At 71.2% G+C, this 19,241-nt stretch carries 19 protein-coding genes; 9 read left to right on the forward strand and 10 right to left on the reverse strand.

What is annotated here, in order from left to right; genetic code table 11:
- Window positions 1-15: 15 nt before the first annotated feature.
- From HND91_RS07670 to HND91_RS07685, 4 genes are all read right to left on the reverse strand, one after another.
- Window positions 16-348, reverse strand: coding sequence for a lysozyme inhibitor LprI family protein (locus tag HND91_RS07670; protein WP_181705960.1), 333 nt, complete (start codon window positions 346-348; stop codon window positions 16-18).
- A gap of 133 nt (window positions 349-481) precedes the next feature.
- Complete coding sequence (gene glcF, locus HND91_RS07675; protein ID WP_181705961.1) at window positions 482-1,801, reverse strand: glycolate oxidase subunit GlcF; 1,320 nt, start codon at window positions 1,799-1,801, stop codon at window positions 482-484.
- A 4-nt stretch (window positions 1,802-1,805) separates the two neighbouring features.
- Window positions 1,806-3,005 carry an FAD-binding protein gene (locus tag HND91_RS07680; protein WP_181706080.1) on the reverse strand — a complete coding sequence of 400 codons (1,200 nt, stop codon included), beginning with the start codon at window positions 3,003-3,005 and terminating at the stop codon, window positions 1,806-1,808.
- Complete coding sequence (locus HND91_RS07685; RefSeq protein ID WP_181705962.1) at window positions 3,002-4,495, reverse strand: FAD-linked oxidase C-terminal domain-containing protein; 1,494 nt, start codon at window positions 4,493-4,495, stop codon at window positions 3,002-3,004. Before HND91_RS07685 ends, HND91_RS07680 begins: the two co-directional genes overlap by 4 nt.
- A gap of 332 nt (window positions 4,496-4,827) precedes the next feature.
- On the opposite strand from HND91_RS07685, the gene HND91_RS07690 reads away from it, so the two are divergent.
- Window positions 4,828-5,763 carry a LysR substrate-binding domain-containing protein gene (locus tag HND91_RS07690; RefSeq protein ID WP_181705963.1) on the forward strand — a complete coding sequence of 312 codons (936 nt, stop codon included), beginning with the start codon at window positions 4,828-4,830 and terminating at the stop codon, window positions 5,761-5,763.
- Window positions 5,764-5,795: 32 nt separating this feature from the next.
- Here HND91_RS07690 and HND91_RS07695 read toward each other — a convergent pair whose 3' ends face one another.
- The gene (locus HND91_RS07695; protein ID WP_181705964.1) at window positions 5,796-7,109 is read right to left on the reverse strand and encodes a DUF3422 family protein; all 1,314 of its coding nucleotides are present in this window, start codon (window positions 7,107-7,109) and stop codon (window positions 5,796-5,798) included.
- 212 nt (window positions 7,110-7,321) lie between these two features.
- On the opposite strand from HND91_RS07695, the gene HND91_RS07700 reads away from it, so the two are divergent.
- From HND91_RS07700 to HND91_RS07720, 5 genes are read left to right on the forward strand one after another with little or no spacing between them, the layout of a single operon-like run.
- Window positions 7,322-8,173, forward strand: coding sequence for an FCD domain-containing protein (locus tag HND91_RS07700; protein WP_181705965.1), 852 nt, complete (start codon window positions 7,322-7,324; stop codon window positions 8,171-8,173).
- Entirely contained in the window at window positions 8,170-8,961 is a 792-nt protein-coding gene (locus tag HND91_RS07705; protein ID WP_181705966.1) for a (Fe-S)-binding protein, read from the forward strand. Before HND91_RS07700 ends, HND91_RS07705 begins: the two co-directional genes overlap by 4 nt.
- Complete coding sequence (locus HND91_RS07710) at window positions 8,958-9,464, forward strand: DUF29 domain-containing protein (RefSeq protein WP_246329347.1); 507 nt, start codon at window positions 8,958-8,960, stop codon at window positions 9,462-9,464. The genes HND91_RS07705 and HND91_RS07710 overlap by 4 nt, the downstream gene beginning before the upstream one ends.
- The gene (locus HND91_RS07715) at window positions 9,461-10,891 is read left to right on the forward strand and encodes a LutB/LldF family L-lactate oxidation iron-sulfur protein (protein WP_181705967.1); all 1,431 of its coding nucleotides are present in this window, start codon (window positions 9,461-9,463) and stop codon (window positions 10,889-10,891) included. Before HND91_RS07710 ends, HND91_RS07715 begins: the two co-directional genes overlap by 4 nt.
- Window positions 10,888-11,562, forward strand: a complete 675-nt coding sequence (locus tag HND91_RS07720; RefSeq protein WP_181705968.1) for a LutC/YkgG family protein — start codon at window positions 10,888-10,890, stop codon at window positions 11,560-11,562. Before HND91_RS07715 ends, HND91_RS07720 begins: the two co-directional genes overlap by 4 nt.
- A 286-nt stretch (window positions 11,563-11,848) precedes the next feature.
- Here HND91_RS07720 and HND91_RS07725 read toward each other — a convergent pair whose 3' ends face one another.
- Both HND91_RS07725 and HND91_RS07730 read right to left on the reverse strand, forming a co-directional pair.
- Window positions 11,849-12,613 (reverse strand): RlmE family RNA methyltransferase, encoded by a 765-nt coding sequence (locus tag HND91_RS07725; protein ID WP_181705969.1) that lies wholly within the window; start codon window positions 12,611-12,613, stop codon window positions 11,849-11,851.
- Between the two features lie 51 nt (window positions 12,614-12,664).
- On the reverse strand, window positions 12,665-13,924 hold the full coding sequence (locus HND91_RS07730; protein WP_343057199.1) for a Ppx/GppA phosphatase family protein: 1,260 nt from the start codon (window positions 13,922-13,924) through the stop codon (window positions 12,665-12,667).
- A 722-nt stretch (window positions 13,925-14,646) separates the two neighbouring features.
- Here HND91_RS07730 and HND91_RS07735 point away from each other — a divergent pair.
- Both HND91_RS07735 and HND91_RS07740 read left to right on the forward strand, forming a co-directional pair.
- Window positions 14,647-16,017, forward strand: coding sequence for a glutamate--cysteine ligase (locus HND91_RS07735; RefSeq protein WP_181705971.1), 1,371 nt, complete (start codon window positions 14,647-14,649; stop codon window positions 16,015-16,017).
- Between the two features lie 75 nt (window positions 16,018-16,092).
- Complete coding sequence (locus tag HND91_RS07740; protein WP_181705972.1) at window positions 16,093-16,779, forward strand: DUF937 domain-containing protein; 687 nt, start codon at window positions 16,093-16,095, stop codon at window positions 16,777-16,779.
- Window positions 16,780-16,915: 136 nt separating this feature from the next.
- Here the strand turns inward: HND91_RS07740 and HND91_RS07745 are convergent, their stop codons facing one another.
- From HND91_RS07745 to HND91_RS07755, 3 genes are all read right to left on the reverse strand, one after another.
- Window positions 16,916-17,125, reverse strand: coding sequence for a glutathione S-transferase (locus HND91_RS07745; protein ID WP_181705973.1), 210 nt, complete (start codon window positions 17,123-17,125; stop codon window positions 16,916-16,918).
- On the reverse strand, window positions 17,122-17,502 hold the full coding sequence (locus HND91_RS07750) for a DUF1127 domain-containing protein (protein WP_181705974.1): 381 nt from the start codon (window positions 17,500-17,502) through the stop codon (window positions 17,122-17,124). Before HND91_RS07750 ends, HND91_RS07745 begins: the two co-directional genes overlap by 4 nt.
- Before the next feature lie 220 nt (window positions 17,503-17,722).
- On the reverse strand, window positions 17,723-18,046 hold the full coding sequence (locus HND91_RS07755; RefSeq protein ID WP_181705975.1) for a YjiS-like domain-containing protein: 324 nt from the start codon (window positions 18,044-18,046) through the stop codon (window positions 17,723-17,725).
- Window positions 18,047-18,345: 299 nt separating this feature from the next.
- Here HND91_RS07755 and HND91_RS07760 point away from each other — a divergent pair, with 299 nt between their 5' ends.
- The gene (locus HND91_RS07760) at window positions 18,346-19,239 is read left to right on the forward strand and encodes a LysR substrate-binding domain-containing protein (protein ID WP_181705976.1); all 894 of its coding nucleotides are present in this window, start codon (window positions 18,346-18,348) and stop codon (window positions 19,237-19,239) included.
- The last annotated feature ends 2 nt before the right edge of the window (window positions 19,240-19,241 follow it).

A 19,241-nucleotide genomic window follows, 5' to 3' on the forward strand; every position in this document is an offset into this window, starting at 1 on the left:
CAGCGGCGCGCCGCCTCAGATCTCGCCGAGGCGCTTGCGGTAGCTCTCCAGGGCGCAGGCCCGCATGTCCGCCTGGCGGCGGCACTCGTTGCGGGCCTTCATCCAGTTGCCCTGGGCGAGCTTGAGCTCCTGCACGTTGCCGGCCGGAGAACGGGCGAGAGCGGCGGCGAAGGCCTTGGCGAGCTCCACGTCGAGCGCGGCCAGTTCCTCGTCGGCGCAGATCAGCGTCTCCACTTCGCTTTTCGGGCGATCGCAGTCGAAGCTCGGATCGGCCGCCCGTCCCGACGCGGAGCTCATCGTGACGACGAGAAGTCCGAGCACGCCCCAGACCAAAGACCGACGGACCATCACGACACCCATTCTCATCGTTGAAGCGTCACCGGAAACGCGGCGCGCCCGGAACGGTTCTTGCGCCGCGAGCGCGGCGCTTTCGAGGCAACCTACACGGCTCTGGTGTACCGAGGGTTTCCGTGCTCCGGTTTCAGGCCCGGCCCGTCTGAAGGTCCGCCGGGCGCTCGCCGCCATAGGCCCAGTCGAGGAGTTCCACCGTGTGCACCACGGGCACCGGCGCGGCGGCGCCGAGCTGGGTGATGCAGCCGATGTTGCCGGTGGCGATCACGTCCGGTCCGGTGCGGGCGATGTTGGCGAGCTTGCGGTCGCGGAGCTGCGTGGCGATGTCCGGCTGCAGGATGTTGTAGGTGCCGGCGGAGCCGCAGCAGAGGTGGCCTTCCGGCACGTCGCGCACGGTGAAGCCCGCGCGGTGCAAGAGCGCCTTGGGCTCGGTGCGGATCTTCTGGCCGTGCTGCATGGAGCACGCGGAATGATAGGCGACGGTGAGCGGCGCCGGCGCCTCCGCCGGCGGCAGGTCGAGCCGGGCGAGAAGCTCGGTCACGTCCTTGGCGAGCGCCGACACCCGCGCGGCCTTCTCGGCATAAGCCGGGTCGGCGCGCAGCATGTGGCCGTAGTCCTTGATGGTGGTGCCGCAGCCGGACGCGGTGATCACGATGGCGTCGAGCCCCGGGCCCTCGATCTCCGCCGTCCAGGCGTCCACGTTGCGGCGGGCGGCGGCGAGCGCGTCATCCTCGCGGCCCATGTGGTGGACGAGCGCCCCGCAGCAGCCCTCCCCCTTCGGCAGCACGATCTCCACCCCGAGCCGGGTGAGGAGCCGGATGGTGGCGTCGTTGATGGACGGGCGGAGCACCGGCTGGGCGCAGCCGGAAAGGAGCGCCACCCGGGCGACCCGCTTGCCCGCCGCTGGGGCGATCACGTCGCCGGCCTTGTGGCTGGACGGCAGCGGCGCCCGGCCGGGCGCGAGACGCAGCATGGCGGCGAGGCGGCGGCCGGTGAGGCCCATGCGGGCGAGCACGGGCGCGAACGGCCGCCCGAAAAGGGCGGCCCCGAGGGCGAGTCGGAACCGGCCCCGATTCGGCAGCACGGCGGCGAGGACGTTTCTCACCATCCGGTCCGGCAGGGCGCGGACGTGGGTCTCCTCGATGTGGGCGCGGGCATGGTCCACCAGGTGCATGTAGTGCACGCCGGACGGACAGGTGGTCATGCACGACAGGCACGACAGGCAGCGGTCCACGTGGAGCACGGTTTCCGGGTCGGCCGGGCGGTCGTTCTCCAGCATCTCCTTGATCAGGTAGATGCGGCCGCGCGGGCTGTCGAGCTCGTCGCCGAGGAGCACAAAGGTCGGGCAGGTCGCCGTGCAGAAGCCGCAGTGCACGCAGGCGCGGAGGATCTTCTCCGATTCGGCCATGTGCGGGTCGGCGAGCTGGGCGAGGGAAAAATTGGTCTGCATGGTTTCACGCGTCTCCCGCCATGCGGGCCGGATTGAGGATGCCGAGCGGATCGAACTCGGCCTTGAGCCGCCGGCCGAGGGCGGCGAGCGCCGCCGGCTGGGGCTGGAACACGGGGACGGACTCGCGCAAGGCGGCCGGTCCGCGGATCAGGGTGGCGTGGCCGCCGCCGGTCGCCGCCACGGCGGAGCGGATCGCCGCCGCACCGCCGTCGCCGGCCGCCTCGGTGGCGATCCAGACGAGGCCGCCGCCCCAGTCGAAGAGCACGTCCGCCGGCCGGGAGGCGGTCACGGCCGCCGCCACGGACGGGCCGGCGGTGGGCGCGACGGAGACGCGCCAGATCGCCCGGTCGGCCGGCTCGGCGAGGGGCGCCACGTCGCGGATGGCGCGCCAGAGCGCGGCGGAGGCCTCGCCGTCCAGCCGGTCGGCGGGGGCGAAGGGCTTCAGGAGCGCGGCGAGCCGCTCGAAGCGGGCGGCGACGGACGGCTCGAAGCCCTCCAGCCGGATCAGCGTCGCCGCCGTCGGGAAGCCCGCGCGGGCTGCCGCCGCGGCCGGCAGGTGGGCGGCGCCCGACACGTCGGCCGGAGAGCCGAGGGCGGCTGAGAGGGCCTTCACGGCGGCCGCGGGCTCCAGGCCGGACAGGATCAGGGTGGCGGCAGTCTCGGCCTTCGGCAGCACCTTGACGGTGAGCTCGGTGGCGACCGCCAGCGTGCCCCAGGAGCCGCAGAGGCCCTTGGCGAGGTCGTAGCCGGTGACGTTCTTCACCACCCGGCCGCCCGCCTTGAAGAGCTCGCCCCGCCCGGACACCGCCTCCACGCCGAGGACGTGATCGCGGGCGGCGCCCATCTTGATGCGCCGGGGGCCGGACTGGTTGGCCATCACGGCGCCGCCGAGGGTACCCTGGCCGGTGCCGTGGAGGGCGGCGAAGGACATGGGCTCGAAGGCGAGCTCCTGGCCGCGGGCGTCGAGCAGCGCCTCGATCTCGGCGACGGGCGTGCCGGCGCGGGCGGAGAGCACCAGTTCCTCCGGCTCGTAGAGCGTCACGCCGGTGAGGCCGGCCAGGAAGAGCGGACGCTCGTTGCCGTCCGGCCGGCCGATGCCGGCCTTGGACGACAGGCCCCTCAGCACGAGCGGCGCGCGCGTCGCCACCGCCTCGGCGACGGCGGCCACCACGTCGGTGGCGGACGAGGGCGTCAGGGTCATCAGAACCTCGGGATGTCGGGAAACGGCACGCGGCCGCCGGAGACGTGCATGCGGCCGAGTTCGGCGCAGCGGTGGAGCTCCGGGAACACCTTGCCGGGATTGAGGAGATGCTTCTCGTCGAAGGCGCACTTCACCCGGATCTGGTGGGCGAGGTCGACCTCGGAGAACATGGTGGGCATGAGGTCGCGCTTCTCGATGCCGACCCCGTGCTCGCCGGTGAGGACGCCGCCCACCTCCACGCAGAGCCGGAGGATGTCGGCGCCGAAGGATTCGGCCCGGTCGAGCTCGCCGGGCACGTTGGCGTCGTAGAGGATGAGCGGGTGCAGATTGCCGTCGCCCGCGTGGAAGACATTGGCGACGCGCAGACCGTGGACCTTGGAGAGCTCGCGCATGCGGGCGAGCACGAGCGGCAGCTGGCGGCGCGGGATGGTGCCGTCCATGCAGTAGTAGTCGGGCGAGATGCGGCCGACCGCCGGGAAGGCGGCCTTCCGGCCGGCCCAGAAGGCCATGCGCTCGGCATCCGACGTGGAGACGCGGCATTCCATGGCACCGCGGGCGCGGGCGATCGCCTCGACCCGGGCCAGCAGGTGGTCGACCTCCACGTCGGGGCCGTCCAGCTCCACGATCAGCAGCGCCTCGGCGTCGCGCGGGTAGCCGACGTTGACGAAGTCCTCGGCGGCGTTGATGGCCGGGTTGTCCATCATCTCCATGCCGCCCGGGATGATGCCGGCGGCGATGATGTCGGCCACGCACTCTCCGGCCGCTTCCGACGACGCGAAGGCGACCAGCACCGCCCGGGCAGTCTCCGGTGCGCGGAGGATGCGGACGGTGACCTCGGTGACGACGCCGAGGAGGCCTTCGGAGCCGACGATGAGGGCGAGAAGGTCGACGCCCTCGCTGTCCAGGTGCTTGCCGCCGAGGCGCACCACCTCGCCGGTCATCAGCACGAGCTGGACGCCGAGCACGTTGTTGGTGGTGAGGCCGTACTTCAGACAGTGAACTCCGCCGGAATTCTCCGCCACGTTGCCGCCGATGGAGCAGGCGATCTGGGACGACGGATCGGGCGCGTAGTAGAAGCCGGCATGCTCCACCGCCCGGGTGATGCCGAGGTTGGTGACGCCCGGCTCCACCACGGCCACCCGGTTGTCGAAGTCGATCTCCTTCACCCGGTTGAACTTCATCATGGAGAGGAGCACGCCGTCGGCGAGCGGCAGCGCCCCGCCGGAGAGGGACGTGCCGGCGCCCCGCGGCACGACCTTCACGTCGTGGGCGTGGCACCAGGCGAGCAAGGCGGAGACCTGCGCGACGGTTTCCGGCAGAACCACCAGGAGCGGCGGCGTCCGGTAGGCGGTGAGGCCGTCGGACTCGTAGGGCTTCAGGGCAACGGCGCTGTCGATCACGCCGTTCGGCACGATCCGGCGCAACGCCGCGGCGATCTCCCCCCGCCGCGCGATCACGGCCTCGTCGACGGGCGGCATCTCGGGATGGCTCATGGGTGGGGCTCCGGGTGGGCGTGATCATGGTAGGGAGGGTGGCGGTTCACCCCCCTCCCCGACCCTCCCCCACGAGGGGAGAGGGGGTTCGTAGAGTATGGGGCGAGGGGTGAGCCTTCCCTGCCGGCGGAAGAGCCGCTTGCGCCTCTGCGCAAGGGGGCACTGCCCGTCCCGTCCCCGCCAACAAGCCCCCTCTCCCCTCGTGGGGGAGGGTCGGGGTGGGGGGGAACCACTGCGTTTCGCAGGACCGTCACCCTCACGCCCTCCGTCCAAACCATCCCTTCCCGTCCGCGCCCCGCCCCTCTACGATCCGGCCGGAAAGGACGCGCGCCGTGCAGGACATCCACGATCTTCAGATCTTCGCCCGCATCGTGGCGGCCGGCAGCATGTCGGCGGCTGGGCGGGATCTCGGGCTGTCGCCGGCGGTGGTGTCCAAGCGGGTGCGGCGGCTGGAGGATCGGCTGGGGACGCTGCTCTTCCAGCGGACCACGCGCCAGCTGGCGCTGACCGAGGCCGGCCAGGGCTTCCACGAGCGGGTGCTCGCCATCCTGTCGTCTATCGAGGAGGCGGAGGCCTTCGTGTCGCGGAAATCCGCGCAGGCGCGGGGCACGCTGAAGATCTCGGCGCCGACGACCTTCGGCCGGCTCCACATCGCGCCCCATCTCGGGGCCTTCCTGGAGAGGAACCGCGGCCTCGTGCTCGACCTGCAGCTTTCCGACGAGTTCGTGGACGTGATCGGCGAGGGCTTCGACCTCGCGGTGCGGATCGGCGCCCTTGCCGATTCCAGCCTGGTGGTGCGCAGGCTGGCGCCGAACCACCGATTGCTGTGCGCTTCGCCGACCTATCTCGAACGGCACGGCACGCCCCGGCGCCTCTCCGATCTCGACGCCCACGTGTGCCTCGCCGCCGGGCACCAGGACCCGTGGCGGCTCGACGGGCCGGACGGCGAGGTGGCCGTGCGGGCGAGCGGGGCGGTGCACACCAACTCGTCGGAGGTGGTGCGCGAACTCTGCCTCGCGGGCGTCGGCATCGCGCTCCGATCCACCTGGGACGTGGGGCCGGAGCTGTCGTCCGGCCGGCTGACGGTGGTACTGCCGCGGTACCGCGGCTCGCGCCACGTGGCCGTGCACGCCGTCTACCCGAGCCGGCGCTTCCTGCCGGCGAAAGTGCGGCTCTTCATCGACTTCCTGATCGGCCTCTACGGCCCGGAGCCCTACTGGGACGCGGGACTCGGCCCGCTGCTCGATCCGGCGCAGGCGGCCGAATAGGCTGACGGGCGACTGGGCGAGGCGCGGCCGGATCATCCGTGATCCTCCCCGGCGTGGCGCTTGCGGATGCGACGGACGGTCCACCAGACCGCCAGCAGGCACGGAATGACGGCCGCGGCCGTCACGTAGGCCGGGTCGACGTGGACGCCGAGGGGCGTGAGGGCCTTGGCGAGATAGGACACGAGCCCGATGACGTAGTAGCTGACCGCCGCCACGGAGAGGCCCTCCACAGTCTGCTGCAGCCGGAGCTGGAGGCGGGCGCGGCGGTTCATGCTGTCCAGGACGTCGCGGTTCTGCTGCTCCAGCTCCACGTCCACCCGGGTGCGGAGCAGATTGGCCGCCCGGCCGAGCTTGGTGGAAAGGTCCTGCTGCCGGTCCTGGATCGACTGGAGCGTGCGCATGGCCGGGGCGGTCCTGCGGGACAGGAAGGCGCCCCAGGTGGAGTAGCCCTCGAAGGGCTGCTCGCGAATCGCGTCCAGGCGCAGGCCGACGATCTCGTCATAGGCCCGGCTCGCGCCGAACCGGTAGGCGCTCGCGGCGGCGACGGCTTCCAGGTCGGCCGTCAGGCGGGTGAGATCGTCGAGGAGCTTGCGGTTCTGGTCGAGCCCGGCCGACTGGCGGATCTCGGACGCGATCTCGACCGTGCGGCGCTCGATGGCGGCGATCACCGGCCCCTGCGCCTGCGCCTCCGGCAGGCCCAGCATGGAGAAGGTGCGGTAGGTCTCGATCTCCAGGAGCCGCTGGACCAGCGCGCCCGCCTGGCGCGGATGGAGCCCCTTGTCGACGGCGAGGATGCGCGTGCGGCCGTCCCGGTCGACGCGGAAATCCGTCACGATCAGGGCCGTGCGGTCGATGACGAGCGAGGCCGACACCCAGACCTCCTCGAAGTGCGAGATGGGACCGCCCTTCTCCGGCGGCACCATGTCCTCGGTGACGAGGTCGAGCCGGGTCGCGACCAGAAGCTCGCCCGGCGCCCGGAAGCCCGCGCCGAACGGATCGTCGCGGATGGGGCCGAACGGGCCGGCGCCATGGATGGGGGCGGTGTCGAAGGTATAGGTGGTGAACTCGGAGAACTGCTCCCAGCGCAGCGTGCCGCCCGATACGGCGATCTGGTGCACCTTCTGGTCCGGCCCCGGACCCTCGACGCCGTGGCGGCGGCAGAAGTCGCGCAGGAAGGCCCTGTCCGCCGCGGCGGAGGCGGGCGGCGTCTGGAAGGCGTAGTGCAGGAAGACGCGCGGCGACCCGACCAGCCGAAACGGCCGGGCGTGCACCTCGCCGAGCACGCGGGCCCGGAGCGGATGAGTGGCCCATCCGGCATGGCTCGTCGTCGGCAGCGTCTCGTTCATGTCGTCCTCGCCCCTCCCGGCGGCCGTCGCACGTCGGGCCGCATGTATCCGCGCCCGTTCTAGCCCAACCGGCGGACGGACACACGCGGGTACGCCGTCGCGGCACGCCGACTGCCCGGACGGGATTGGTTCAAAGAATTGACCACTTCCTCGTTGCTGCGTAAAGTGCCGACAAATGCGCGACCGCGCAAGCCGCCGAAAGACGGACGGACATGATCTTCCGGGAAGTCAGCCACAGCCGGACCGCCGACGCGGTGATCGGCCAGATCGAGGGCCTGATCCTCGACGGCGTGCTGCGCGCCGGCGACCGGCTTCCGGCCGAGCGGGAACTGGCCAAAAGCCTGGACGTGTCGCGGCCGATCCTGAGGGACGCCCTGGCGGATCTGGAGGCGCGCGGCCTGCTCGTCACCCGGCACGGCGGCGGCACCTTCGTGGCGGACGTGACCGGCGAGGTGTTCCGCGAGCCGATCGTCGGCCTGGTGCGCGATCATCCGAAGGCCGCGGCCGACTTCCTGGAGTATCGCCGGGAGATCGACGCGGTGGCGGCGGGGCTCGCGGCCGAGCGGGCGACCACCGCCGACAAGGCGCTGCTCACCCGCATCATGGCGGCCCTGGAAGCCGCCCACCGGGAGCAGGACTTCCGCCTGGAGGCGGAACTCGACGTGGAATTCCACATGGCGGTGTCGGAGTCGGCCCACAACACCATCCTGCTGCATACGCTGCGGGCCTGCTACCGCCTGCTCGCCGACGGCGTCTTCTACAACCGCGGCCTTCTCTACACCCACGCAGACAGCCGGGACCTGCTGTTCGCCCAGCACAGGGCGATCTTCGACGCCGTGATGGCGGGCGACGCCGAGGCGGCCCGCGCCGCCGCGGCCGCCCACATGACCTTCGTGGCCGTCGCCGTCCGCGAGCGGGAGAGCGCCGGCCTTCGCGAGTCCATCGCCGAGATGCGCCTGGAGCTCGCGTCCGCCCGGCTCGACGGCCGCAACCGACGGAGCCGGCGCGGCTCGGAGATCGCCGTCGCCCAGCCCCCTTCTCCCGCACCTGAGGACAACCGATGACCCCGACCGGGACCGGCCCGCGCGTCGCCCTCTTCGTCACCTGCCTCGTGGACCTCTACCGACCGACCGTCGGATGGGCCGCCGTCAAGCTGCTGGAGGACGCCGGCTGCACCGTGGAGGTGCCTGCCGCCCAGACCTGCTGCGGCCAGCCCGCCTACAATTCCGGCGACAAGGCCGACGCGAAGGCGATCGCGGAGGGCGTGATCCGGGCCTTCGAGGGCTATGATTTCGTGGTGGCGCCGTCCGGCTCGTGCGCCGGCATGATCAAGGCCCACTACGGCGAACTCTTCCAGGACGACCCGAACTGGAGCCCGCGCGCCGACGCCCTGTCGGCGAAGACGTTCGAACTCGTCAGCTTCCTCACCGACGTGCTCGGCGTCTCGGCCGTGGACGCGCGCCATTCGGGCACGGTCACCTACCACGACAGCTGCTCGGGCCTGCGCGAGCTCGGCATCAAGGCGCAGCCGCGCGCGCTTCTCGCCACGGTGGACGGCCTGTCCCTGCGGGACCTTCCGGACGCGGAGGTCTGCTGCGGCTTCGGCGGCACCTTCTGCGTCAAGTACGGCGAGATCTCCGACAAGATCGTCTCCAAGAAGACCGCCAACGTGGCCCTTTCGGGCGCCGACACCCTGCTCGCCGGCGACCTTGGCTGCCTTCTCAACATGGCCGGCAAGCTGAAGCGCCAGGGCTCGGCCGTGGAGGTGCGCCACGTGGCCGAGGTGCTGGCCGGCATGGCTGACGGTCCCGCCATCGGCGAGGCGCGCAAGGGCGGGAAAACGGTGGCATGATGGACGCGGTCACCGAACAGGAGCGCCCGGAGGTCGCCATGGGACGCGCGAAGGAAACGCCTCTCTACCCAGAGCCGACCGACTACGAGGACGACGTCCATGCCTGGCTGTTGGAGCAGGCCGAACTGCTGCGCCAGCGGCGCTTCGACGAGGTGGACCTTCCGAACGTGATCGAGGAGCTGGAGAGCATGGGCAGCGAGATCCGGCATGCCCTGGGATCCTCCTACCGGCTCCTGATCGCCCACCTCCTGAAGTGGCAGGTCCAGCCCCAGCTCCGGTCGGCTTCGTGGGAGATCACGATCGGCCGCGAACGGGCGAACATCGATCAACGGGAGAGCCGGAACCCGTCTCTCAAGGCGAACGCCAGGACCATCGTGGCCGACGTCTACCGGCATGCGGTGAAGGAAGCCTCGATCGAGACGGGCCTTCCCCGGACCGCCTTCCCGCCCGAGTGCCCCTGGAGCGTCGACCCGCTCCGCGACGAGGATTACCTGCCCGAATGACCGCGCACGTCATCACCTCCCCGCGCTTCAAGGAGAACGCCCACGAGGCGATGCTCTCGCCGCCCCTCCAGAAGGCGATGGGCAACGTGGAGCGCAACTTCATCGAGCGGCGCGCCCAGGCGGCCGCCAACCTGCCCGAGTTCGAGGCCCTGCGCGACGCCGCGCGGGACATCAAGACCCACACGCTGAAGCATCTGGACCTCTACCTGGAGGCCTACGAGCGCAAGGTGACCGAGGCCGGCGGCCACGTGCACTGGGCCGCCGACGCGGATGCCGCCAACAAGATCGTGCTCGACATCTGCCGCAAGGCGGGCGCCCGCACGGTGACCAAGGGCAAGTCGATGATCTCCGAGGAGATCGGGCTGAACGGCTTCCTGGAGGCCAACGGCGTGACGCCGGTGGAGACCGATCTCGGCGAATACATCATCCAGCTGCGCGGCGAGGCGCCGAGCCACATCATCGCGCCCGCCGTGCACGTGAACAAGGAAGAGGTGGAGGCCGAGTTCCGCCGGGTGCACACCCACCTCGATCCCAAGCGCGACCTTTCGGAGCCGACGAGCCTGCTCGCGGAGGCCCGCGGCGAGCTGCGCCAGAAGTTCCTGGCGGCGGACGTCGGCATCACGGGGGCGAACTTCCTGATCGCCGAGACCGGCACCTCGGTGATCGTCACCAACGAGGGTAACGGCGACCTCACCCAGATCCTGCCGCGCGTCCACGTGGTGATCGCCTCGCTGGAGAAGATCACCCCGACCCTGGAGGACGCCTCGCAGATCCTGCGCGTGCTCGCCCGCTCGGCGACCGGGCAGGAGATGAGCGTCTACACCACCTTCTCCACCGGGCCGCGCCGGCCGGGCGATCCGGACGGGCCGGAGGAGTATCACGTGGTGCTCCTCGACAACGGGCGCTCGGCCATGCTGGGCACCGAGTTCGAGGACATGCTCCGCTGCATCCGCTGCGGCGCCTGCATGAACCACTGCCCGGTCTACCACGCCATCGGCGGCCATGCGTACGGCTGGGTCTATCCCGGCCCCATGGGGGCGGTGCTGACGCCGACGCTGATCGGGGTGGAGAAGGGCGGCCACTTGCCGAACGCCTCCACCTTCTGCGGCCGGTGCGAGAGCGTCTGCCCCATGCGCATTCCGCTGCCGAAGCTGATGCGCCACTGGCGGGAGCGGGAGTTCGAGCGCCACCTGACCCCGCCGACCGCCCGCTGGAGCCTGAAGACCTGGGCCTTCTTCGCCACCCGGCCGCGCCTCTACCGGCTGGCGACGCGCGTCGCCATGGGGACGCTCGGGATGCTCGGCCGCGGGTCCGGCCGGTTCAGGAGCCTGCCGCTCGCGAGCGGCTGGACGAAGTATCGCGACATGCCGGCTCCGCAGGGCTCCACCTTCCAGGCCGAATGGGCCAAACGCCGGAGGGCCGCATGACCGCCACGCGCGACGCCATCCTGAACCGGGTCCGCCGCAACCTCGGCGTCTCCGGCACGGACGTCACCCGCCGGGCGGCGGTGGCGGACCGGATCACCCGCGCGCCCGCCGGCGTCGTGCCGGCGCGCGGCCAGCTCGACCCGGCCGACCGGGTGGCGCTCTTCGTCGCCAAGGCGGAGGGCGTGCAAGCGACCACCGAGCGGGTGGCGTCCGCCGCGGACGTGCCGGCCGCCGTCGCCGACTTTCTCCGGCGCCACAACCTGCCCCAGCGGGTGCGAATCGGCGCCGACCCGCGACTCGCCGGGCTCGACTGGGCGGTGGGTGCCGGGGTGGAGGTGCTGTCGGGGCCGAGCGACGGGTCGGACCTCGTCTGCGTCAGCCATGCGGCTGCGGGCGTCGCCGAGACCGGCACGCTCGTGCTCACCTCCGGGCCGGACAACCCGACCACGCTGAACTTCCTGCCGGACGTGCACGTGGTCGTGGTGGACGCGGGGACGATCGGCGGCGACTACGAGACCGTCTGGCGGGATCTCCGCGCCCGCCTTGGCAAGGGCGTGATGCCCCGCACGGTGAATTTCGTGACCGGCCCGTCGAGAAGCGCCGACATCGAGCAGACGCTGCTCCTCGGCGCCCATGGGCCGCGCAGCCTGCACGTGATCGTGACGGGGTGAGGCAGGGCAGGCCCGGCCGGGGCCGTCGTCCAGGCGAACGTCGGCGTGACGGTTGACCTTGCGAACGGCTCTGCCGGCGCGGATGGGGCGGCCGTCCGTCGGGCCCCGGCTTTCGCCGGGGTGACGCCCAGCCGACATCCGTCTCCCCACCCCCGCCCCCTCCGTCCCGATCGTCTCGGCCCGCACGGGCGGACAAAACAGGAATGAAACAGCGGCGTGGAGGTCTGCACGGGCAGTCCGCGTGCGCGGACCATGACGGGCGGTGGAGCGGGCCGGCGACGGGGGGTTACGCTTCAGTGGCGTCGCTGATCGTGTCCGGCTTGCGGCCTTTGAAGCCGCGGGCGCAGACGTACATCTCGACGCTTTCCTGACGACTCGCCGGGGGCTTGATGTGGTTCACGACGCTGAAGTTCTGCTTCAGGAGCGTGAGGAGCTCGTTCTCGGTGCCGCCGCGGAAGACCTTGGCGAGGAAGGCGCCGCCGGGCTTCAGGACGTCGACCGCGAAGGCGGCGGCGACCTCGCAGAGGTGGGTGGTGCGCAGGTGATCGGTCTTGTGATGGCCGGTCGTGGGGGCCGCCATGTCGGAGAGGACCACGTCGGGCGCGTGGCCGCCGAGGGCGGCCATGAGGGCGTCCGGGGCGTCGGGGTCGAGGAAGTCCTTCTGGAGGAGGACGACGCCGGGGATGGAGTCCACCTCCAGGTAGTCGATGCCGACGACGAGCGGGTTCTCGGGCGTGGAGCCGGTGCGCTTGGCGGCCACCTGACACCAGCCGCCGGGGGCGGCGCCGAGGTCCACCACGCGCATGCCGCGCTTCAGAAGGCCGTACTTCTCGTCGATCTCGATCAGCTTGTAGGCGGCGCGCGATCGCCAGCCCTCCTTGCGGGCCTTGACCACGTAGGGGTCGTTCAGCTGCCGCTCCAGCCAGCGGGTGGAGGACGCGGTGCGGCCGCGGGCGGTCTTTACCCGGACCTTGAGGCCGGTATCGGCGCGGCCCTTGTGGCCGGCCTTCCCGGACGCGCCGGCCTTGCCGGAGGTCTTGTCGTTGCTCAAGGGACGTCGTCCTTCGAATGGGCCGGGCGGGCGAGGCCGGGCTGAACGGGATCAGGTCGCCGCGGGGGCCGGGGCGCGGGCGGGCGCGGGCGGCCGTCGACGCCAGACGCCGTCGCGGGCCATGAGTTCCACGAGGATGCCCTCGCGCAGGCCGCGGTCGGCCACGCGCAGCCGGTCGCACGGCCAGCGGCGGCGGATCGCCTCCAGGATGGCGCAGCCGGCGAGCACCAGGTCGGCCCGGTCGGCGCCGATGCACGGGTTCGACACCCGGTCGGCGAACTCCATGCTGATGAGGCGGTCGATCATGGCGTCGATGTCGCCGGCGGACAGCCAGACGCCGTCGACCCGACGGCGGTCGTAGCGCTTGAGGCCGAGATGCATGCCGGCGAGCGTGGTGACGGTGCCGGAGGTGCCGAGAAGATGGACGCGGCCGGCGGCGATGAGCGGGCCGATCTCGGCGGCGTCCGGGAAAGCCTCGGCCATCTCGGCCACCTCGGCGACCATGTCCTCGAACACGCCGGGCGTGACGCTGACGCCGCCGTGCCGCTCCGACAGGGTGACGACGCCGACGGGCAGCGACGTCCAGGCCTTGATGAAGCGGGTGAGCGCGAAGCCCTTGGCGTCGCCGCGGCGGCGCAGATCCAGCCAGACGAGTTCGGACGAGCCGCCGCCGATGTCGAACAGGAGGACGCCGTCGGCGCGCGGGTCGACGAGGGTGGCGCAGCCGGCGACGGCGAGGCGGGCCTCGGTCTCGCGGTTCACGATCTCCAGGCTGAGGCCGGTCTCGTGGCGCACGCGCTCCAGGAAGATGGGGCCGTTCTCGGCCGCGCGGCAGGCCTCGGTGGCGATGAGGCGCATGCGGCGGACGTTGAAGTCGCCCATCTTCTCGCGGCAGACGGCGAGCGCCTCCACGGCGCGGTCCATGGCGGCGTCGGACAGGCGGCCGGAGCGGCCGATGCCCTCGCCGAGGCGGACGATGCGCGAGAAGGCGTCCACCACCCGGAAGCCGCGCTCCTGCGGTTCGGCGATGAGAAGGCGGCAGTTGTTGGTGCCGAGGTCGAGGGCGGCGTAGACCGGGTTGCCCCGGGGCGCGCGCCGGGGCGGCCGGCGGTCCGCCTCGATGGCGGGCGGAGCGGCGCGGTCGGGCGGATGCCGCTCAGCGGCGTGGCGGCCGGCCGGGTGGCGGTCGGGCGCGTGGTCGTCGGGGCGGCGGTCGTCGGGGCGGCGGTCGCGCGGGGGCTGGGAGCGGCGGCGGTCGCCGTCGCGCCGGCGGGCGCCGTCGCCGTCGGAGCCGTGACTCGGCTGGCGCATGCCGCGCAACGCCTCGTCCGGACGCTTGGCTGACCGGCCGGCGCGCTTGCGCGGCTTAGGGCCGCGCGCCGGCTTGTCGGCGGCCGGCTTCGGCGCCCGGTCGGCCGGGGCCGGTCGATGGGTGGGTGCCCGATCGGAAGCCGCCCGATCGGTGTGGGACTGCGCAGAGGCTCTGTCCGCCCGGTCCGACTCCCCGGTCGCCGACGCCGGCCGTCTCTTGCGCCGGCGCCGTGCCGCACGCTTGGACAGGGCGCCCGGCTTCCCGTCCGGCTGATCGCCAGCCGAAGGCCTGGAAGGCACGGACTCTGCGCGGCCGCTCGATTCGCCCGCGTCGTTCACATCATGTCTCCGGCGGGCCGCGCGAACCCGTGTGGGCTCGAGCGCGATCCGCATCGTCGTGTTTGAACAGACGTTACCAGCCATGACGGCGGAAAGCAAAAGCCTCCGGGCGGGAGCGCGGACGCCGGGCGTGAGCTGCGGGGGGGCCCTGCGGGAGTGGTTCGCGTGCACGGACCGTGACGGTGGAGGGAGAGAGTGGGGGGCGGATCCGCGCCGGGAAAGGGGATTATGCGTGGATGGCCTGCCCGACGCGGCCAGAACGTCGGAGGTGGAGAACGCTCCGTCCGCCAACGTCCTCTCCCGGTCGTGAATATCGCCTGATTGATCCCGCATCGCCGCACGGCTAGTGTCCGCCGGCCCGCACTCCTGGAGACGCCCCTTCGATGGCGCGAGACACGTCCGACGATACGCCGATCACGTCGCGCCATGCGCTGATCGAACGCCTGGAGAGCGGCAGCAAGCCACCGCAGAATTGGCGGATCGGCACCGAGCACGAGAAGGTCGGCTTCCGCAAGGCCGACCGCCGTCCGGTGCCCTATGAAGGCCAGGGCGGGATTCGCCAGCTCCTGGAGGGCATGGAGGGGCTGCTCGGCTGGGAGCCGATCCTCGATGACGGCCGGCCGATCGGCCTCGTGGACCCGACCGGCGGCGGCGCCATCAGCCTGGAGCCGGGCGGGCAGTTCGAGCTGTCCGGCGCGCCGGTGGAGACGCTGCACCAGACCTGTTCGGAGACCCACGCCCACATGGCGCAGGTGCGCCAGATCGCCGACCCGCTCGGCATCGGCTTCCTGACGCTCGGCGCGAGCCCGGTCTGGTCGCTGGCGGAGACGCCGGTGATGCCGAAGTCGCGCTACCGGATCATGACCGACTACATGCCGAAGGTCGGCAGCCGCGGCCTCGACATGATGTACCGGACCGCCACCGTGCAGGTGAACCTGGACTTCGCCAGCGAAGCCGACATGGTGAAGAAGATGCGCGTGTCGGTGGCGCTGCAGCCGATCGCGACCGCGCTCTTCGCCAACTCGCCCTTCCTGGACGGCAGGCCCACGGGCCGCCTGTCCGAACGGTCGGAGATCTGGCGCGACACGGACAACGCCCGCGCCGGCATGATCCCGTTCGTGTTCGAGGACGGCTACGGCTTCGAGCGCTACGTGGACTGGGCGCTCGACGTGCCGATGTATTTCGTCAAGCGCGAGCGCTACCACCCGGCCACCCACGTGACCTTCCGCCAGTACCTGGACGGCGCGCTTCGCGACGAGTTGCCGGGCGTGGTGCCGACCCGGGGCGACTGGGACAACCACCTGTCCACCCTCTTCCCGGAGGTGCGCCTGAAGCGTTTCCTGGAGATGCGGGGCGCCGACACCGGGTCGCTCCGCCGCATTCTCGCGCTGCCGGCCTTCTGGGTCGGCCTCCTCTATGACGCAACGTCGCTCGACGCCGCCTACGACCTGGTCAAGGACTGGTCGACGGAGGAGCGCCAGACCTTGCGCGACCGGGTGCCGACGACGGCCCTCGCCACCCCGTTCCGAAGCGGCACCGTGCTCGACCTCGCCCGCCGGGCGGTGGCCCTGTCCCGCGAGGGGCTCGCCCGCCGCGCCCGGCTGAACAGCGCCGGCGCGGACGAGACGGTGTATCTGGCGCCCGTGGAGGAGACGCTGGCGCTTGGCAGGACCCAGGCGGAGATCCTGCTCGATCGCTATCGGACCAGCTGGGACGGATCGCTCGAACCGGTGTTCGCGGATCACGTTTACTGAATGGCCGTTTGACGGGACGTGCTCGTGCGGCCGATGATGGCTGCAGCGCGGCCGCGGCCGTTCGGAGGAATGCCGATGTTCACGTTCGCAGACTTGATGCGTCAGGCCCAGGGCGGGCAGGCGATCGACAACATCGCCGCGGCCTATGGGCTGAAGCGGACGGACGTCGAGAAGCTGATGATGACGCTCCTGCCGCTCTACTCGCTGGGCCTGAAGAAGAGCCTGACCGAGATGACGTCGCCGGCCACCGTGAGCGACCTGCTCGACCCGGACAAGTTTCGCGCCGCCTTCGAGGACGCCCGGGCGGCGGTCTCGCCCGCCGCCACCGAGGCCGGGCGGATCGCCCTGGAGCGGATGTTCGGGTCCGGAGAGGCCGCCTCGGTGATCGCCGAACAGGCGGCGGCCGCGACCGGCGTCGGCGCCGACGTGGTGTCGAAGGTGATGCCCACCATGGCGGCCACCGTGTTCGGCGGCGTGGTGAAGCAGATCGAGGAAAGCCCTTTCGCGCCCGTGATGAAGGCCTGGTCGGGCCCGACGGACGACGCGGCCAGCCCGTTCGACGTGCTGACCAACCCCTACAAGGACGCCATGAAGGCCTTCCTGAAGGGCTATGCGGAAGGCAAGCCGAAGAAGAAGTCCGCCACCGGCGTCGAGTGGCCGGAAGGCATGGAGACCTGGGGCAAGCTCTTCGACGCCGGGTTCGAGATGAACGAGGCGAGCCGGAAAGCCTTCGAGAAGGTCTACGGGATCAAGCTGGGCTGACGGTGGCGGCCGTCGGGCAGACGTCCGGCACGCCCAAGAAAAATGGGCGGCTCCCGGTGTGGGGAAGCCGCCCCAGGTGGACCGGCAGGGGGCCGGTATCCGTCAGGACCGCCCGTGCGGGGCGGCGGTCAGGGCGTCAGGCCGCGGCCTTGCAGGAGACCACCCGCGGCGGAGCCAGGATGGCGGTCTCGAAGGCCACGATGGCGGCCAGGAAGGCGTCGCGGCTGCGGCGGTCGGCGAAGCCGATCACCTTGCCCTTGTAGCGGGTGAGCGCGTCGGCCGAGACCGGCTTGCCCGTCCAGGGGCAGACGTCGTTCACGCAGTCCTCGATCTGCAGATGTGTCATTCGGATCTCCTCCGGTCGTCGGCGACGAGGCGCAGCAGCGGCTTGCCCGTGGCGGCGCAGCGCAGGCCCGGGCCGAGAGGCTCGGCCCTGTCGAGCAGGCGAATGCCGCGCGTGCGGCGTTCGGTCGACAGGTCGGCCAGGTACTCGGTCGGGTCGCGATGGACCGGCAAGGCGTAAGCGGTGCGCAGGTCGTCGCGTGTCAGGCCAATGTCGGCGAGCAGATAGTCGTCGAGCTCGGCGATGCCTTTCAGACGCCGGCGGTTCTGCATGACCGTCCAGGCGTCGGCAAAGCCGCGAAACACCACGCGAAGCACGGCCGCGATGGTCGCGGCGCCCGAAGGGACGGGCCGGCTGGTGGCTGTCTTGGACGTGATCATGGCAGTCTCCCCGAAAAACAGAAAAATGGTCGTGCGCCGCGTAACGTCGGGCGTCGGGACGGTTGGTGGGTTGAGGGGGGAAGTTGGAAACGTCGGCACCATGCAGACGCGTCGTCGATCAGTCCAACGAATGTTGTTGATGGCACCAATCGACGACGCTTATGTTTCCCTGGCCTGCCGCCGGCACCCGGCCCGGGACGTCGTCACGATGGTGGCGACGTCAGCGTGCGGCACGCGCTTCCCTCCTCATCTCCTCGATCTGGGCACGGCGGGCGCTGATCTGGGCGGCCCTCAAGTCCGCCAACCGCTGGCTGGGCTTCTCTCCGGCCTCGCTCGACAGCGCCTGATGAACATCGCCCCGGCTGATACCGAGATCTGTCAGCATGCGATCGTCCATCTCCAGAAGCGCAAACGTGCGCCGCCGGTCGATCTCCGCGCTGACGATCCGGACGAGCCAGAGCCCGGCCGACAGAAGGCCCCGGCCGATGGAGCCGAGGATGGAGCCGCGCCGGGCGCTGCTCCGGTGGTCTATGATGATGGTCATGGTCGTCTCCTCGAAGGTTTTCCGTCCGCGGGCAAAGCTTCCCCGTTCGGGCAGACGGGGCTGCCCGGCGGTCGTGAAGGTCGATGTCCGATGGGACCAGATTGCCGGACCTCTATTGATCGGTCCAACGAATGTTTGTAATCTAAGTCATCACAGGCGTTGATGGTTGGTCAGACCCGATCGGCCTGCCCGCCGTGGATCGCATGCCGATCGACGGCGGGTCTGTGACGAATATCACCCGCGGACGCGCTGTCCGCGACCCGAAAACCGAACGCCGTCCTCTCGCTCCGGGAGTTCCCATGAACGTCCTCGACCTCGACCAGCTCCGCACCTTCGTGGCCATCGCCGAGATGGGCTCCTTCACGGCCGCCGCCGACGTGGTGCACAAGACCCAGTCGGCGGTCAGCATGCAGATGCGGCGCCTGGAGGAGCGGGTCGGCCGTCCGATCTTCACCCGCGACGGACGGCAGAGCCGGCTGACGGAGGACGGGCGCCGGCTGCTGGAATACGCCCGGCGGATGATCCGCCTCAACGACGAGACCCTGTCGGCCTTCCTGGACCCGGGCCTTGCCGGCACCATCCGGCTCGGCATTCCGGACGACTACGCCGACCGGCTGCTGCCGATGGTGCTCGCCGGCTTCAGCCGCATCAATCCGGCGATTGACATCTACGTGGACTGCCAGCGCACATCGGTGATCCACGAGATGATCCGCAACAGCGAGCTGGACCTCGGCATCATCAGCTACGGCGGCAATTTCCCGTCGGCCGGCGAGGTGATCCGCCGCGAGCAGCTCTATTGGGTTTCCGCCCGCGACCACTGCACCCACGAGCTCGACCCGCTGCCGCTCGCCCTCGGCCCGGAGGACTGCTGCTGGCGGTCGGAGGCGGTGCGGGCGCTGGACCGCATCGGCCGGCGCTTCCGGGTGGTCTATACGAGCGGCGCGGCGCTCGCCCAGACCGGGGCGGTGCTGGCGGGGCTGGCGGTTTCGGTGCTGCCGGAAAGCGCGCTGCGCGCCAATATGCGCGTGCTCGGCGCCCGGGAGGGCTTCCCGGACCTGTCCTGGACGGAGATCGGCCTGATCCGGGCCGAACACGCCAAGCACCCGATCCACGACGCGCTCGCCAACCACATCACCACGTCGCTGGGCAACCTGTCGGTGGTGTCGTCGCCGGTGGTGGTGGCGGCCGAGTGACG

The organism is Chthonobacter rhizosphaerae (assembly GCF_013839525.1).
Classification (GTDB): domain Bacteria; phylum Pseudomonadota; class Alphaproteobacteria; order Rhizobiales; family Pleomorphomonadaceae; genus Chthonobacter; species Chthonobacter rhizosphaerae.

Bases quoted from the DNA above. Each gene is read 5' to 3' on its own strand.
- HND91_RS07670 (WP_181705960.1), bottom strand. From the start codon at position 348: ATGGTCCGTCGGTCTTTGGTCTGGGGCGTGCTCGGACTTCTCGTCGTC.
- glcF (WP_181705961.1), bottom strand. From the start codon at position 1,801: ATGCAGACCAATTTTTCCCTCGCCCAGCTCGCCGACCCGCACATGGCC.
- HND91_RS07685 (WP_181705962.1), bottom strand. From the start codon at position 4,495: ATGAGCCATCCCGAGATGCCGCCCGTCGACGAGGCCGTGATCGCGCGG.
- HND91_RS07695 (WP_181705964.1), bottom strand. From the start codon at position 7,109: ATGAACGAGACGCTGCCGACGACGAGCCATGCCGGATGGGCCACTCAT.
- HND91_RS07700 (WP_181705965.1), top strand. From the start codon at position 7,322: ATGATCTTCCGGGAAGTCAGCCACAGCCGGACCGCCGACGCGGTGATC.
- HND91_RS07705 (WP_181705966.1), top strand. From the start codon at position 8,170: ATGACCCCGACCGGGACCGGCCCGCGCGTCGCCCTCTTCGTCACCTGC.
- HND91_RS07710 (WP_246329347.1), top strand. From the start codon at position 8,958: ATGATGGACGCGGTCACCGAACAGGAGCGCCCGGAGGTCGCCATGGGA.
- HND91_RS07715 (WP_181705967.1), top strand. From the start codon at position 9,461: ATGACCGCGCACGTCATCACCTCCCCGCGCTTCAAGGAGAACGCCCAC.
- HND91_RS07720 (WP_181705968.1), top strand. From the start codon at position 10,888: ATGACCGCCACGCGCGACGCCATCCTGAACCGGGTCCGCCGCAACCTC.
- HND91_RS07730 (WP_343057199.1), bottom strand. From the start codon at position 13,924: ATGCGCCAGCCGAGTCACGGCTCCGACGGCGACGGCGCCCGCCGGCGC.
- HND91_RS07735 (WP_181705971.1), top strand. From the start codon at position 14,647: ATGGCGCGAGACACGTCCGACGATACGCCGATCACGTCGCGCCATGCG.
- HND91_RS07740 (WP_181705972.1), top strand. From the start codon at position 16,093: ATGTTCACGTTCGCAGACTTGATGCGTCAGGCCCAGGGCGGGCAGGCG.
- HND91_RS07745 (WP_181705973.1), bottom strand. From the start codon at position 17,125: ATGACACATCTGCAGATCGAGGACTGCGTGAACGACGTCTGCCCCTGG.
- HND91_RS07750 (WP_181705974.1), bottom strand. From the start codon at position 17,502: ATGATCACGTCCAAGACAGCCACCAGCCGGCCCGTCCCTTCGGGCGCC.
- HND91_RS07755 (WP_181705975.1), bottom strand. From the start codon at position 18,046: ATGACCATCATCATAGACCACCGGAGCAGCGCCCGGCGCGGCTCCATC.
- HND91_RS07760 (WP_181705976.1), top strand. From the start codon at position 18,346: ATGAACGTCCTCGACCTCGACCAGCTCCGCACCTTCGTGGCCATCGCC.